Source organism: Paraburkholderia sediminicola (assembly GCF_046027355.1).
Lineage (GTDB): Bacteria > Pseudomonadota > Gammaproteobacteria > Burkholderiales > Burkholderiaceae > Paraburkholderia > Paraburkholderia sediminicola_B.
The window spans coordinates 403,010-417,302 of sequence record NZ_JAQQEK010000001.1 but is presented as its reverse complement, the minus strand read 5'-3'; the positions used below and the strand labels follow the sequence as shown (position 1 = coordinate 417,302).

Genomic DNA, 14,293 nt, shown 5'->3' with positions numbered 1-14,293 from the left:
GCCCATGCCACAGCATTTCGCGCGCGAGCCCCGCAGCGATTCCGTCAACGGCGGCTGCCTTGTTTAAGGCCGCTTCCGCCAGCGCGCTGCTCAATGCTTTCCTTTCGGCGATGCAGATCGCCATCGGCCTCACGGCGCATTCGGACGGGCTCTTTGCCGATGGCGTGCACACCTTGAGCGACCTCGCCGCCGACGGCGTCGTGCTGATCGTGCTGTACCTCACCACAAGACACCAGCATGCGAAACCGCGCGATGTCGACCACGGCGCCGACACCGGCATCGAGCAGGCGTTGGCCGCGCTGTTCATCGCCGCCGTATTGATGGTCACCGCCGCCGAGATGCTCTGGACCAGCATCGCGCAGACCTCGACGCTGAGCGGCGGTACCGCGATGCATATCGGCGCGCTGGCGGTGAGCAGTTTCGTGATGGTCGCCAAGGAAGTGCTGTTTCGCTATATGCGCGCCGAAGGTACCCGCACGGGTTCAGCGATTCTGCTGGCCAGCGCATGGCATGCGCGCGTCGACGCGGTGTCGGCGCTGGTGGCGACGTTGGGACTCGCCGGCAGCCTGGCCGGCATGCCGATGCTCGATCACATCGCCGGCGCGGCGATCGGCCTGATGATCATGCGCATGGGCTACGTGAGCGGCCGCGCGGCGTTGAAGCAACTGTTCGCCGGCGCGCCGGGCAATGCGACTGCCACCGCCGGCCAGCCGGCTGAATAGAATCTGGAATCGGTTTGCGTCAACCGTAAGCGCGTTCGCGCATCCACTTCGTCATGATCCATTTGTCGCCGCCGAGCACCGGTGCGCCGCCATGCAAGGTCAGTGGATCGAGTTGGCGCTGGCCGTTCATATAGCGGAAATACACCGCGCCGCCCTGCCTTGCCGCGACCGACATGCCCGCTTCGGGGAAGATGGTTTCGCCGCCGTCGGGCACGTCGTTCAGATAGATCACCAGCGTGGCGACGCGCTGGCCGCCCTGCGCGGTATGCACCGCGCTGCCGGGTTGATCGGGCGGGAAATAGTCGAAATGCGGACGGTATTCGCCGGTCGTGCCGTAGTGCAGAATCTGCAACCCTTCGCCGTTTTCGACCGGCCAGTTCATCAGACGCGAAATGCGCCGGTCCATCCGCTCGATAAACGCGTCTTCGCCGCGCTGATACCAGATGCCTTCGCTGGTGCGGTTGCGGATCACGTCTTCCTTGCCGGTATCGGGATTGACCGTGGTGGAGCGCTTTAACCGATGACGCGAGCGCTCGATCATCTCGGCGCATTCGTCCGGCGACAACACGTCGCCGAACACGATCACTTGCGGCCGCTCGCAGCGCATCAGCACCCGTACGTCACGATCGTGCGCCCGGATCACATTGCCACGCGCGACGGGCGGATCGTCGTATTGGTAGGTTTGGGGCGCGGCTCTGGCGAGCGCCGCCTCCGTCGCGGCCGCCGCGGCAAAGGCCGGATTCGCCGGTTTAGCTGGGTCCTGGCCGAAGGTTCTGTGCACGGCCGCGCGCGCGGCGTCGGTGGCGAAACCGGCCTGCACCATGGCGTCGACCATCGAATCGGGACTGCAGCCGCGCGCCACGTTGCTGCTCAGCCACTCTTCCCATGCGGCATCCACTACTGGCATAGCATTCCTCGTTCGTCCGCTTGAAGAAATTCAGCATCACGTGGCTGAATGATAGCAAGCGGGCGGTCTTAGGCCTGACTGCGGCGCGCTGCTCAAGTGCGCTGCTGACGACGCCGGTAGAGGTCGAGGCCCTTTCTCGCCTGCGCCCGGATGGCGCGCTGCACGAGCGGCGACCAGCCGAGCAGCGTCCCTTTGAGGCCCAGCGCCTGACGCGTCCAGTTCCACAAGTCGAAGCTGTCGCGATGCTCGACGATACGGCCATCGCGGAACACGAAACGGGCGTCGATGCGGTTGACCACCGCGCGCCCCGTCTGGCTGAAGAGATAACTGGCCACCCAGTGGGCACGGCCGCTACGGTCGTCCGCTTCGACGCCTTCGAACGTCAGCGAGAAGTCCTGCGCGCGGGCCACCAGCATGCGCCACATATCGCGTGCTTCCTCGCCGCGCAGCTCGCCGAACGCGGGGTCGCTGAAGACGACGTCGTCGGCGTAACAGGCCACCATGGTTTCGGCGTCGCGTTGCTGGAACGCCGTGTAGAAACGCTGGATCAGTTCGGTGTTGGTGTTGGGATGGCTCATTGTTTTGATATCGTGCGTTGCCCGTTTTTGAAGTCGATCCGGAATAGGCGCCCGGCGACCATTCGACGGCGGGCACGCCGCACACGATATCGGAAAACACCGCTCACGGGGCGAAGCAGCGTGCCTACCCGTTCGACGCCGCGCCACGCACCCGCGGGGCCTCGCTTCTGCCGGCCAGCAGCCAGACGCCGGCAGCAATCGACACGGCAATGACCGCCGCCAGACCCAGCGCGGCGGCAAAGCCGCTCGCAAAGCTCGCGTGCGCGGCCGACATCAGCGTGGCCCGTATCGCGGGCGGCAAAGTCGCCGTGGCCTGCGCCGTATCGCCGGCCAGCACGCGCGACATGAAGCCGGCATCGAGCGCGGTTTTCACGTCGGGCGTCAACGGCGTCGCCGCGAGGAACGCCGTGTGCGTGCGCGCCGCGAGCACCGCGCCGAGCACCCCGACCGCAGTCACGATGGCAGTGAAGCGCGTCGTCGTGCTGATGCCGGAGGCCATGCCGGTCCGATCCGGCGGCACACAGGCCATGATCGCCTTCTGCGTGTCGCCGTTCAGAATCCCGGCGCCAAGCCCCGTCACGATCATGCCGAGCGCGACCAGCGCATAGCGCTCGTCGCCCGCAACCGCGGCCGTCAACAGGTTGCCGAGGCCAATCAGCAGCAAGCCGGTCGACAGCAAGGCCATGCTCGACATACGCCTGCCGAGCGCGGCGCCGATATACGGCCCGATCACCATCGACAGCGCGAACGGCAGCATGCCGACGCCCGCGGCCACCGCCGACAGACCGAACGCGTTCTGCAAATACAACGGCAGGAACGTCATCATCACCTGCGCGCAGGCGGCGTAACCGAACATGGCGAGCACGGCGGCGACGAAGCGCGGTTGCCGGAACAGCGCGAGATCGACCATCGCATGCGCTCGCACCCGCTGGACCTGAACGAATGCGCCGAACAACAGCGCGCAGGCCGCGAGCCGCATGGCCGTCGGCCAGCTCGCGAGGCCGTCGGCCGGCACTTCGATCAGCGCCCAGATGCCGAGCGCGAGCGCGCTACCGAACAACACGCTGCCGGCGATATCGAGCGGACCGGGTTTCGGATTGCGCGACTCGACGATCGCGCGCGACGCGCACCACGCGAGCACCGCGCACACCGGCAGATTCAGCAGAAAGATCCAGCGCCAGCCGAACCATTGCGTGATGACGCCGCCGACCAGCGGCGCCACGGTGGTCGCGAGGCCCATGCAGGTACCCCACACGGCCCACGCGCGCACGCGGGCGGGGCCTTCGTGAAACGTGTTCGCGATCACGGCGAGCGCGGCGGTGAGCAGCATCGCCGCGCCGACGCCCTTGACCGCCCGCGCGATGTTCAGCACCGCAGCCGTTGGCGCCGCGCCGCATCCAAGCGACGCCAGAAAGAACACCGCAAGCCCGAGCAGCAGCATTTTCTTGCGGCCGACGCGGTCAGCGAGACCGCCCGCGGGCAGCAGGCACGACGCGAACGCGACCATGTATGCGCTGACGACCCATTCGACGTCGGCGAAACTTGCGTGGAACGAGCGCGCGATCGACGGCAGCGAGACCGCCACGACATTGGTGTCCAGCACGATCAGCGCGCAGGTGGCCGAGGCGGTGGCCAGCACGAACGCGGGGTTGGCCGGCGTTGGTCGGTGTGAGGAAGGAGACGGCATACGGGGGCAAATGGGCGGCGAGTTCAGGTCGACTCAATGGTAGCGACGCCTCTATTGCCTGTCATTGGCATAAAATCACAAAATAATTAGCTCCAGCGGAAATACAAAAGACCATGCGGCAACTCGAACTCCGTCATATCCATGCCTTCGTTTGCGTCGCGAAACAGCTTCATTTCTCGCGCGCCGCCGACGAATTGGGGATCGCCGCGCCGTCGCTGACCAAGCTGATTCAGGAGGCTGAACGGCTGCTCGGCGTGCGGCTCTTTCATCGCACCAAGCGCTCGGTTGCGTTGAGCGCGGCGGGCAGCGCCTATCTCGCCGAGGCGCTCGTCGCGCTCGATCACCTCGCGCGCGGCGAGGAGCGCGCGGTGCTGGCCGAGCGTGGCGAACTTGGGCGCGTCGAAGTCGGCTATGTGGCGTCGGCGGCGTATGCGGGCGTGTTGCAGCGCGACGTCGGCGGATTTCGCGGCGCGCATCCGGGCGTCGACATTTCGATTCGCGAGGTGCCGATGGACAACGTCGCCGCCATGCTGCGCGACGGCCTGCTCGACGCCGCCTACGTGCGCCCGCCGATGCTGCTGGCCGACGGCATTCAGGCCACGACCGTGCATCGCGACCAGTTCGTCCTCGCATTGCCGGCCGATTCAGCGCTGGCGGCCTCGGCGAGCGTCAAGCCGGCGCAACTGCGCGACCAGTGCTTCGTGCTGCCGGAACAGGAAGCCGGCACCTTCGAAGTGGCGCGGCGCGGACGCTTCTCCGCGCGGCTCGGGCCGCGCCCCGGCACGCTCGCCTCGGTGCTGGCCTGCGTGTCGCTGGGCGGCTACGTCGCCGTCGTGCCGCATACGCTGGCGGACTGCATCGCGTTGCCGGGTGTGGTGTACCGCGACATCGCCGGGCAACCCATCGCTTCGGAGATCGCGATTGCCTTCCGGAAGTACGAGCGGGCCCCGGCTGTGAAGGCGTTTCTCGACTTCGCACGGCACAAGTGACGCGGGTCTGAAGGCGACGCAACGCGCCCGGAAACGGCTTCTGTTCAACACGCGGGCCGCTTTTCGTTATATCCTGCCGAATATCACGTTAGGCTTCGTGGTGCGTGGCGGCGCGTCTTTCAGCGCGTCTTTCAGCGCGTCTGGCAGCCACGCGCGACGAGGCCAAACGAGCCAGCAGGAGCCAGTAGCGGTGCGCAGTCGATCCATTTCATCCGCCCCGGCTGAACGCCTCGGGCGCTTGCCGAACGAACTGTCGTCGACCATCGTCGCGGTGAAGTCGGCGTCCGAGCGCGGTCGCGCCGAATCGATCCGCGATGTCGTCGACGCCTACCGGCGCCTCTACGGCAGCGTGCAGCGTTTCGTGCTGATGCTCACCGACGACCAGTTGAATTTCGCCTCGGTCGGCACGTCCGGCTCGCATTCGCTGAACCAGTTGCTATCGATTCTCGCCGAGCGGGCGAGAGCCGCGGCGTTCGCGCGTCTGCGCGACCTGAAAGCGGCGATCGAGGAAGCGCGCTCCGCCGAACAACTGCGCGACGCGATCTTTTCCGACACGTTCAGCAACGACCTGGCTGCACTGCGCAAGGTGGTCGCGGAACTCGAACGGCTCGACGCGGCCTTCGTGGGCCTGTGCGTCGGGCATGTGCTCGAACAGCATGCACGGGCGGCGAGTGACACGAGCCCGATTGCCGGCAAGCGCGCCTCCACTGTTCGAAGCCCGGCGGGCGGCACGGCGGCCCGACGCAAAGCACGCGTCGCCGAGCCCGCCCTCACCCCTTCCAACGACTGACTCGCGACAGACGTAGATGAACGCTCTCTCCCGCCCATCGTTATATCTTTCCGAATATACCGCCGGCCGCGCTCGCGCGGCGAAAGTGCGCCATGAGCTTCATCTGCACTTTCAACCCGCCTGACACCGAACCGGATTCGAGATTCCCATGCACACGCCCCCGTTCCGTCTCGCCCAGCCCACGCGTCTGAAACTGTCCGGCGACGAACTTGCCGGCACCGGCATGGGCGCCGCCGACACGTGCTGCGCGCCTGCCAAAGTGTCGTTCTCGAACACAAAACGGCGCGCGCGCCTCGCCGAACTCGACAGCCATCTGCATTGTTCGATCATCGGCACGTGTCTGAGCACGCATGAGTTGCGCAAGCTGGTGCCCAAATTCACGGGACTCGACCGCCGCGACGCGAGCGATCTCGAGATCCATCACTCGGCGGTCGAACTCGCGATCGAAGGCGGCGCGGCCGCCAAGGCGCTGCACAAACTGCTCGACGAACACTATGCAGGCGCGATCCGCCGCTTCGACAAAGCCACCGACGACGTCGACCTGCTCAAGCTCTGGGACGAAGCGCTGAAGAGCGGTGACATCCCGCCCGCCTACTGGGCGTTGATGACGCATCCATTTGCGACCATGCCCGTGCGCCAGAAAGCATTCGGCGAATTGCACATGCTGTCGCACCTGGTGGGCGCGGCCAATCGCGCGGACATTCGCCGGCTGGTCGCGCTGGAAGAGGAAAACGCCGAACTGAAAGAGAAAATCGAGCGTCAGCAGAGCCGTTTGCAGGAACTCAGCCTGCAACGCGACGCGTCGATTACGGCGCTCAACGAGCAGATCGCGCAGCTCACGGCGCAGTCAACCCGCCAGATACCAGCCGACGCCGCCGGTCTCGAAGTCGAAGCGCAACGGCTGCGCGACAAACTGGCCGACGCCGATCAGCGCGTCGCCCTGCATACGAGCCGTCGCGAGGCCGCGGAACAGCGCGCGCTCCAGGAACAGGAGGCGGCGCTCGTGCTGCGCCGGAGCCACGATCAGACGCTCACGCTGCTCAAGCTGGTGCAAAGCGAATGCGACGCCCTCGAACGCGCGACGGTGGACGCAGCGGACGCGGCGAACGGAGCAGGCACGCGCCGGGCGAGTCTCGACAGCGTGCAAGGCAAACGGATCGTGTATGTGGGCGGCAGGCCCGGCTCCAACGCGGCGCTCAAGCGGCTGGTGGAAGTGGCGGGCGGCGAACTGGTCGTGCACGACGGCGGCGTGGAAGATCGCAAGGGTCTGCTTGCCGCGGCGTTGCCGGGTGCGGATCTCGTCGTGTTTCCGGTCGACTGCATCGACCACGATTCGATGAATACGCTCAAGCGCGTCTGTGAACGCCATCAGATCGACTATCACCCGCTGCGCACGGCGAGCGTGGCGAGCTTCGTCGAATTGATGGCGCGCCTGCATCCCGAGCATCTCGCGCAACTGGGCAATCCGCCGCCTTCGGCGTTCTGCCTGCGGCACGGCTGACAGCGCTCGAACGAAGCCGGCCGCTCAGGAGCGGATCAGCCTGGTCAACTCGGCGATCTGCTTCGCGCAACTGCGCTGCGCCTCGACTTCGACGTCGCGATACAGCCGAATGATGGTTTCGCCCACGGGCGTGAGCGTGCAGCCGCCGCCGCTCTGGCCGCCCTGCTCCGAATGCGTGGCAGGCGACTTGAGCGAACGGTTCAGTTCGTCGATCAAGAGCCAGGCGCGCCGGTACGACATATCGAGGCTGCGCGCCGCCGCCGAGATCGAGCCGAATTCGCGCACGGCTTCGAGCAATTCGACTTTGCCCGGCCCGAGCGCGACCGCGTCGCCGCTACGGATGCGCATTCTGAAGCGCACTTCGGGGCGCGACTTCGCGGTTTTTTTTGCCGCGGGTGCGGGTTGTTTTTTTGAGATGTCAGCCATGCGCGAAAGCATACACGAACCGTCTCGTGCCGCCACCCTGGCCGAACGGCCATCACAGTCCTCCATGAAGCTCCGGGAAGCAATGCCCGTAGTCTTCGCAGCCCGGACAACCTGGTGCCGGGCCAGGCTGCAAACCCAATGACAGCGCGCGTTGTTGAGCGAGGAATTTCTTCCACCGCAAGTTGGCGGTATTGAGCGCCACGAGCGTGGGGAAATAGCGCGTCAGCATCCACGTGACTTCGTCGCGGCCGGCGAGGCCGAGGTCGCGCCATAGGTGATCCGGGCGCAAACAGGCATGGGCGATGATCGAGGCGAGACAGTGCGCGTCGTCGGCATGGATCGCGGCGCTGGTGTGCGTGAGCAAGAGCGCGTGGAGCGTGCGGACGAATTCCGCGTGCTCGCTCGAAGTGACCACCAACGGCAGCGCGGCCGGGACGGCGGCACGCGCAAAGTGCCGCGCCAGCAGCGCGCGCCACTTTGGCTGCTCGAGCCCGAGCAGCGCGAGTTCGTTGCGCGCGTCGCGCTCGGCGATCAGTTTGGCGAAGAGTTGTGTATCGGGCGACGCAGCGTCCGTGGCCGCGTCCAGCCAGTGGGTCATGCGCGCGGCGGCCTGCGTGTCCTGCGGCAGCGACAAGGACAACGACAGCGCCCACAACGGCGCTTCCATGCCGGATGCGGCAACACCAATAGCGCGTGCAAGCGGATCGTCAGACATGGCGGCAATGCGGCGTGGACCAGCGGACCATGTTACGCCTGCCAGCCACGCTTCACGTCCACTTACGCCAACGGTCCCAACACATGCGCCTCGATCCGCGCGAGCCGTTTGACATGGCGCGGCGCAGGCAGGATGTCCGATCCGGAAAACAGAATCGGCGCGCCGTCTTCAGCGTCGAGCGCTCGGCCGCCGCATTCATACGCGACCATCACGTTCTCGCCGACCGGCGTGTTGAAGAGTTCGTGCCACGAAAACGTCACGACATAGCCGTCGTGCCCCACCGCGACGAACACCGTGCGCTTGAATTCGCCCGGCACGCTGTTCGGCAAACCCGCTTCCGTGATCAGCGTCGTCAGGCGCACGCCGCGATACGGCTCGACGCTGCGAATAAAGCGGTTGGTCGTATAGCAACGCAGATCGAACGGCGTGGCCACCACGCTTTCGTAGCGTTTGAGTTCATCGAGGCCGAATGAAAGCGGCCGCTGGAATCGTCCGCTCAGAACGAGCGCGCTGTCGACAGCGGGCGCGGCAATCACATTCACACTATCCATATCCGTTTATCTCCAGCATGTGCGCCCGAGCGGCTTGTTCACACGTTATGTCCGTGTGTATATTACGCTGCGATGGCGGCTTGCGCGCAAAACTGCGTCGATACGCGCCATATCGCCGGGAATATGACCCGGCCGATTGTCATTCATAACAATCACGGCACGCGTGGGCGCCCTGGCATACAGCCAGTGCGCAGGCGGGTCACTCAGGAGATCACATGCGCTTCTCACCCGCCTGGCGACGCACCACGCGTCACGCTTTCGTCTCCCTCGGACTGATCGCGGCGCTCGCCAGTTGTGGCGGCGACGAGATCACCGTCACGCCGCAAAAGAACGCGGTGAGCGCGTCGCCGAACGGCATCGCGGTGCGTGCGGCGGACGGTGCCGTCTTCATCACCGACGACCAGACCAGTAGCGTGCTCTCCTCGCCCGACGGCCGCACGTTCGCGCATTACGCGAGCGTGCCGGCGGTGGCCGGCCAGTCGAACAGCCTGAGTCAATTGAGCTTCGCCGACGCGTCCACGCTGATGATCGAACGCTTCGGCTTCGGCACGGCAAGCGCGGTGTTCAGCATCACGGGCGTCGATGCGATCGCGGCGCTGAGCGGCCCCGATCCGGCGCGCCGCCGCCTTGGCCTGATCTCGATCGGCTCCAACCGTTTGCTCTCGACGTGGTTCGTCAAAATCGGCAGCAATCCGCTGCAAGGCGGGCTGAGCCTCATCACGTACGATCCGGCCGCTCACACGGCGATCGAGCGCGATCTGCTGAGCGGCCTTGGCAAGCCGGTCGGGGTCGCCGTGTCGGGCGACGCCGTCTACGTCTCGGACCAGGCCAACAACGACATCGTCAAAGCGAGTCTGAGCGCGCTGCTTGGCGGATCGCAGGCCGTGGCGCCGACCGGCACGTTCGTGCAGATCAACAGCCCGGACCTGATGGCCGTCGACGCGGGCGGCAAGCTGTACACCAAATGCAATGCCACGGGCCTGTGCCGGATCGCGCCGGACGGCACGATCAGCGTGCTTGCAAACGACTTTCAGGACGCCCGCGGCGTGGCCGTCGATGCGCCGCGCGGCAAGCTCTACGCGATCGACCGCGCCGCCAGCGCGAGCGGCACCAGCTACGTGCGCAGCTTTCCACTCAACTGAAGCGCAGCGGCGTTGTCGTCACACAAGACTATGCGATGACGTCGTAATATAGCGCTCTTAATAACGTATCGGGGTTATCGCATGATTCGCAAGCTGCTCGCTTCTCTCGTCGCTCCTGTCGTGGTCGTTACCGGCATCGTGACGGCCGCGCCCGCCTTCGCGCAGGACAACACGGTCAACGTGCTGTACGCCGGCTCGCTCGTCAATCTGATGGAGCGCAGCATCGGCCCGGCATTCGAGAAAGCCACCGGCCAGCATTTCCGCGGCTACGCGGCGGGTTCGAACAAGATCGCCAACGAGATCAAGGGCAAGCTGCGCCGCGGCGACGTGTTCATCAGCGCGAGCCCCAAGGTGAATGACAGTTTGACGGGCGCAGCCAACGGCGACCACGTCACGTGGTATGTGAACTTCGCCGAATCGCCGTTGATGATCGGCTACAACCCGCAGAGCAAGTTCGCGCCGCAGTTCAAGAACAAGCGCTGGGACCAGGTGCTGCAGGAGCCGGGCATCCGCATCGGCCGGACCGATCCGAAGCTCGACCCGAAGGGCGCGTTCACCGTCGAGATGGTGACCAAGGCGGCTGAGCTCTACCATCAGCCGGACCTCGTCGAGAAAACGCTCGGTGCCGCGGAAAACCCCGAGCAGGTGTTGCCTGAGGAAACGCTGGTTGGCCGCCTGCAATCCGGCCAGCTCGACGCCGGCTTTTTCTATTCCACCGAAACGTCCGACCTGAAGATTCCGGCGATCCGCCCCGCGCCCGAATTGCAGGCCAAGGCCAGCTACACGCTGACGATTCTCGGCGACGCGCCGAACCGTGAAGGCGCGAGCAGTTTCGTCGACTTCCTGTTGAGCGCGAAAGGCCGCGCGCTGCTCAAGCAACATGGAGTGGACGTCATCAAACCGACCGTGAGCGGCAACGTGCAAGCCATGCCGCCTTCGGTGCAAGCCGTGATCGACGCCGCCGCGCAGTAAGCGCGGTGAAACGTACCGCTGCGCGTCCGCTGCTGTGGCTGGCGGCGCTGCTGGCCGTCTATCTGTGCGCTCCGTTTGTCGCGAGCGTGCCGCAGCTCGGCGCGGCGGACTGGGCGAATGTCGATTGGCGCGCGACGTGGTCGGCCGTCGGTGTATCGGCGGCAAGCGCGAGCGTCGCCTCGCTCGCGATTCTGCTGGGCGGCGTGCCGCTCGGCTATTTCCTGGCGCGCTCGAACTCGCGCAAGGTGGCGCTGCTTGGCTTTGTCGTGCAGTTGCCGCTGGCGCTGCCGCCGCTCACCAGCGGCGTACTGCTGTTGTTTCTCCTCGGCCCGTATAGCTGGGTCGGCCAACTCACCAATGGCATGCTCACGGATTCGTTCGCCGGCATCGTACTCGCGGAAGTCTTCGTCGCCGCGCCCTTCCTCATCATTGCCGCCAAGTCCGCGTTCACCGCCGTCGACCCGGTGCTCGACGACGTGGCCGCGACGCTCGGCCATCACACCGGCAGCCGCTTCTTCCGGGTCATGCTGCCGGTTGCATGGCCGGCGATTCGCGCGGGACTCGCGCTCGCGTGGCTGCGCGCATTCGGCGAATTCGGCGCGACCGTGATGGTGGCCTATCACCCGTATTCGTTGCCGGTCTATACATACGTCGTATTCGGCGGCCAGGGGCTGCCGGCGATGATGCCCTTGCTGCTGCCGACGCTCGCCATCGCGATCGTCTGCGCGGCGTTGTCGATTTATAGCCTTCGGCAAAAGACCACGCTCGAGCAAACCGAAAACGGCGACGACGCGCTCGAACCCGGCGCGGACTTGACGGCGAGCCGCGGCGAAACCACGGACCTGAGCCTCGCCTTCCATTTGCAACGGCGGCTGGGCGCGTTCGATCTCGACATCGCATGGACGCCCGTCACGCGGCGCCTCGCGATCATCGGGCCGTCGGGCTCGGGCAAGTCGTTGGCGCTGCGTCTGATTGCGGGGCTCGAATCCAACGCGTCGAGCAGCGTGACGCTCGGCGCGACGCCATTGAACACACTGCCGCCGGAGCGTCGGCAGATCGGTTATATGCCGCAGGACTACGGCCTGTTTCCGCATATGACGGTAGCGCAGCAACTAGCCTTTCCCGTCGATGCCGATCGCGCCAGCGCGCGCTACTGGCTCGATCATCTGGGTCTCGCGCAACTGGTCGCGCGCCTGCCGCATCAATTGTCGTTTGGCCAGCGGCAGCGCGTCGCGCTTGCGCGCGCGCTGACACGGCATAGCGAACTGTTGCTGTTCGATGAGCCGTTCGCCGCGCTGGATACGCCGCGGCGGCGCCGCTTGCAGCAATCGTTGCGCGCCTTGCAGCGCGAGATCGCGGCGGTGACGATCATCGTCACGCACGATCCGGATGAAGCCGCATTGCTGGCCGATGAAGTCCTGGTCGTCGAACAGGGCCGTGTGTTGCAAGCAGGTTTTATCGACGCCGTGTTCGAGCGGCCGGCTTCGATGCGGGTGGCCGGCCTGCTCGGCTTGCACAACGTCGGCGAAGGCGTGATGAGCGCTTCAGGACAAGTTGAGATCGCACCGGGCTTCGTGATCGGAACAGGCGACAGTGGGCTCGATATGAGCACCGGCCAGCGCGTCATGTGGCGCGTGTCGTCGCATGCCATCGTCGTTGAACAAGACGGCATGCATGCCGGTGTGGTCGACGCGGTCGAATTGCGGCGCGGCGAGCGCTATGTCCGCGTGAATATTGCCGGAGTGCGATTCGACATCGCCAATGAAGATGCCCGCCTGCGTGAAGGCACGCCGTGCCGGATCGATATCCGCGCGTCAGGCGTCGCGGTCTGGCAAGCGAGCAGCCCGCATTAACTTTCGTGCGCGTGAGCGCGGCCTCTGATTTCGGCAAGCGACATATCGACCAGCAGCTTGCCGGAATCGAACACCGTCATCAGCGCTTCTTCCCAATCGCCTTCGATGGCAACGGGCAGCGTCGCCGTTCGATATTCGCCCGTGTGGCGATTCACCAGCAGCGTCAGCCGCCCTTTCATCGAGCGCTTCGCTGCATCCGTGACGGGGTCCTTGAGCACGTCATGCCACTCATCGCCCAAACGGATCGCGGAACACTTCATCGCGAAGCGCTGCGTGTCGCGGTTGATCTGCTGCAACAGCGCGCCGCCCATGCCGAACACGATGTTGTCCGCCGCGAAACCGGCTTCGTCCATGGCGGCAAGAATCGCTTCGATCGAATCGGGATTCACGCCGTCGCCCTGAATCACCCTCACGTTGTTGAGCACGCGCCGCCCTTTGCCATTCACCACGGATCCGAACGATGCCTCGAGTGCCCGCAGGGTTTGCAGCACGATCGTCTGCGGGTCGCCTGAGTCGGGCCGGATCACCAGTGTGCCGCCGGAGTCGAGCACCGCCTGCTTCAACTTCGTGCCCCAGGCGTCGAGCGCGGCGAACAGATCGTAGGAGTCGGACACCACCGACACGATCGACCCCGGCTTACCGAACTGCGCAATCATGTTGCGGAACGCGTCGGTCTCGCGCTCGCGGCCCCACGAGGTGATCGTGCTGTGCTCCGCCGCCGGCACGGAGAACGCCGCCATCGTCTCGTTGTAGTAGTGATTCGCCGCGACCACGCCGAGCACGGTATCCGAGCCCATGAAGCTGACGAGGTGCGCCGCGCCGCCGATCGCCGCCGACTCCGCGCTCGACACGCCACGCGCGCCGAAGTCGTGCAGCTTGAACGGCAATTGCGTGAGATCGTCGCTGCTCTTGAGCAGATAGCCACGGATCGTCTTGCGCAAATGCCAGCTTTGCGTCGCGACTGTAATCGGATACCACACGCGCAGCAGCATGGTCTCCAGATACGACGCCAGCCAGAACACCTGCGGGTCGTCGCATTCCACCGTGACGAGCACGTTGTGCGTCGGTACGACCGAGCCTTCCCGCACCGCGCGAATGCGCACCGGCAGATAACCGCCGTGGTGTTCGACGATGTAGCGCCAGCCCGCTTCGTTGAACGGCTCGCCGTGTGCCGTGAAAAACGCCTTGGCCTGCTCGATCATGGCCGTTGTGACCGGGCGGCACAGATATTCCTTGATCAGCATCTGCAGGCCGAAGAACAGCGTGCGGTCGTAGCGCCCGCCGCGCGATTCGATGTACGAGAACATCGCCGACGCTTCGGGCGGATATTGCAGGTAGTGCGACGCCTTGTACGAATCCGTGTTGAGAATCGGATTGGACAGGATCGACGCGATATCGTTGAGACCGTTGGACTCGTTTTGCATGGACGATGCTGCGCTCACGGGCGCTCTAGAAAGTAA

The 14,293-nt window shown here is 65.5% G+C and carries 14 protein-coding genes; 7 read left to right on the top strand and 7 right to left on the bottom strand.

Annotation, left to right across the window (positions count from 1 at the left end):
- Positions 1 to 59: 59 nt before the first annotated feature.
- Complete coding sequence (locus PQR42_RS01955) at positions 60 to 722, top strand: cation diffusion facilitator family transporter (RefSeq protein WP_408384662.1); 663 nt, start codon at positions 60 to 62, stop codon at positions 720 to 722.
- 19 nt (positions 723 to 741) lie between these two features.
- On the opposite strand, the gene PQR42_RS01950 is transcribed toward PQR42_RS01955, so the two are convergent.
- From PQR42_RS01950 to PQR42_RS01940, 3 genes are all read right to left on the bottom strand, one after another.
- Positions 742 to 1,629 (bottom strand): 2OG-Fe(II) oxygenase, encoded by an 888-nt coding sequence (locus tag PQR42_RS01950; protein WP_408384663.1) that lies wholly within the window; start codon positions 1,627 to 1,629, stop codon positions 742 to 744.
- Positions 1,630 to 1,721: 92 nt separating this feature from the next.
- Positions 1,722 to 2,207 (bottom strand): nuclear transport factor 2 family protein, encoded by a 486-nt coding sequence (locus PQR42_RS01945; protein WP_408384665.1) that lies wholly within the window; start codon positions 2,205 to 2,207, stop codon positions 1,722 to 1,724.
- 124 nt (positions 2,208 to 2,331) lie between these two features.
- Positions 2,332 to 3,894, bottom strand: coding sequence for an MFS transporter (locus PQR42_RS01940; protein ID WP_408384667.1), 1,563 nt, complete (start codon positions 3,892 to 3,894; stop codon positions 2,332 to 2,334).
- A 113-nt stretch (positions 3,895 to 4,007) separates the two neighbouring features.
- Between PQR42_RS01940 and PQR42_RS01935 the strand changes: the two genes are divergently transcribed.
- The 3 genes from PQR42_RS01935 to PQR42_RS01925 all read left to right on the top strand — a co-directional run bounded on the left by PQR42_RS01935 (position 4,008) and on the right by PQR42_RS01925 (position 7,174).
- Positions 4,008 to 4,883, top strand: a complete 876-nt coding sequence (locus PQR42_RS01935) for a LysR family transcriptional regulator (protein ID WP_408241179.1) — start codon at positions 4,008 to 4,010, stop codon at positions 4,881 to 4,883.
- Positions 4,884 to 5,073: 190 nt separating this feature from the next.
- Positions 5,074 to 5,673: a hypothetical protein gene (locus PQR42_RS01930; protein ID WP_408384670.1), complete on the top strand. Its 600-nt coding sequence runs from the start codon at positions 5,074 to 5,076 to the stop codon at positions 5,671 to 5,673.
- Positions 5,674 to 5,821: 148 nt separating this feature from the next.
- A complete protein-coding gene (locus tag PQR42_RS01925; protein WP_408384672.1) occupies positions 5,822 to 7,174 on the top strand; it encodes a DUF2325 domain-containing protein in 1,353 nt (450 codons plus the stop codon).
- Positions 7,175 to 7,198: 24 nt separating this feature from the next.
- On the opposite strand, the gene PQR42_RS01920 is transcribed toward PQR42_RS01925, so the two are convergent.
- The 3 genes from PQR42_RS01920 to PQR42_RS01910 all read right to left on the bottom strand — a co-directional run bounded on the left by PQR42_RS01920 (position 7,199) and on the right by PQR42_RS01910 (position 8,866).
- Positions 7,199 to 7,600, bottom strand: coding sequence for a winged helix-turn-helix domain-containing protein (locus PQR42_RS01920; RefSeq protein WP_408217865.1), 402 nt, complete (start codon positions 7,598 to 7,600; stop codon positions 7,199 to 7,201).
- Between the two features lie 52 nt (positions 7,601 to 7,652).
- A complete protein-coding gene (locus tag PQR42_RS01915; RefSeq protein ID WP_408385155.1) occupies positions 7,653 to 8,198 on the bottom strand; it encodes a nitrogen fixation protein NifQ in 546 nt (181 codons plus the stop codon).
- Positions 8,199 to 8,377: 179 nt separating this feature from the next.
- On the bottom strand, positions 8,378 to 8,866 hold the full coding sequence (locus PQR42_RS01910) for a molybdopterin-dependent oxidoreductase (protein WP_408384674.1): 489 nt from the start codon (positions 8,864 to 8,866) through the stop codon (positions 8,378 to 8,380).
- 215 nt (positions 8,867 to 9,081) lie between these two features.
- Here PQR42_RS01910 and PQR42_RS01905 point away from each other — a divergent pair, with 215 nt between their 5' ends.
- The 3 genes from PQR42_RS01905 (at position 9,082) to PQR42_RS01895 (ending at position 12,833) form a co-directional block, all read left to right on the top strand.
- Complete coding sequence (locus tag PQR42_RS01905) at positions 9,082 to 10,008, top strand: hypothetical protein (protein WP_408384676.1); 927 nt, start codon at positions 9,082 to 9,084, stop codon at positions 10,006 to 10,008.
- An 81-nt stretch (positions 10,009 to 10,089) separates the two neighbouring features.
- The gene (locus tag PQR42_RS01900; protein WP_408217857.1) at positions 10,090 to 10,980 is read left to right on the top strand and encodes an extracellular solute-binding protein; all 891 of its coding nucleotides are present in this window, start codon (positions 10,090 to 10,092) and stop codon (positions 10,978 to 10,980) included.
- A gap of 5 nt (positions 10,981 to 10,985) precedes the next feature.
- Positions 10,986 to 12,833 carry an ABC transporter ATP-binding protein/permease gene (locus tag PQR42_RS01895; protein ID WP_408384678.1) on the top strand — a complete coding sequence of 616 codons (1,848 nt, stop codon included), beginning with the start codon at positions 10,986 to 10,988 and terminating at the stop codon, positions 12,831 to 12,833.
- Here PQR42_RS01895 and PQR42_RS01890 read toward each other — a convergent pair.
- A complete protein-coding gene (locus PQR42_RS01890) occupies positions 12,830 to 14,257 on the bottom strand; it encodes a nicotinate phosphoribosyltransferase (RefSeq protein WP_408384680.1) in 1,428 nt (475 codons plus the stop codon). The two genes, PQR42_RS01895 and PQR42_RS01890, sit on opposite strands and share 4 nt — an antisense overlap.
- Between the last annotated feature and the right edge of the window lie 36 nt (positions 14,258 to 14,293).

Coding starts and splice junctions, on each gene's coding strand:
- PQR42_RS01910 (WP_408384674.1), bottom strand. CDS start 8,866: ATGGATAGTGTGAATGTGATTGCCGCGCCCGCTGTCGACAGCGCGCTC.
- PQR42_RS01920 (WP_408217865.1), bottom strand. CDS start 7,600: ATGGCTGACATCTCAAAAAAACAACCCGCACCCGCGGCAAAAAAAACC.
- PQR42_RS01905 (WP_408384676.1), top strand. CDS start 9,082: ATGCGCTTCTCACCCGCCTGGCGACGCACCACGCGTCACGCTTTCGTC.
- PQR42_RS01950 (WP_408384663.1), bottom strand. CDS start 1,629: ATGCCAGTAGTGGATGCCGCATGGGAAGAGTGGCTGAGCAGCAACGTG.
- PQR42_RS01940 (WP_408384667.1), bottom strand. CDS start 3,894: ATGCCGTCTCCTTCCTCACACCGACCAACGCCGGCCAACCCCGCGTTC.
- PQR42_RS01890 (WP_408384680.1), bottom strand. CDS start 14,257: ATGCAAAACGAGTCCAACGGTCTCAACGATATCGCGTCGATCCTGTCC.
- PQR42_RS01925 (WP_408384672.1), top strand. CDS start 5,822: ATGCACACGCCCCCGTTCCGTCTCGCCCAGCCCACGCGTCTGAAACTG.
- PQR42_RS01945 (WP_408384665.1), bottom strand. CDS start 2,207: ATGAGCCATCCCAACACCAACACCGAACTGATCCAGCGTTTCTACACG.
- PQR42_RS01935 (WP_408241179.1), top strand. CDS start 4,008: ATGCGGCAACTCGAACTCCGTCATATCCATGCCTTCGTTTGCGTCGCG.
- PQR42_RS01915 (WP_408385155.1), bottom strand. CDS start 8,198: ATGACCCACTGGCTGGACGCGGCCACGGACGCTGCGTCGCCCGATACA.
- PQR42_RS01900 (WP_408217857.1), top strand. CDS start 10,090: ATGATTCGCAAGCTGCTCGCTTCTCTCGTCGCTCCTGTCGTGGTCGTT.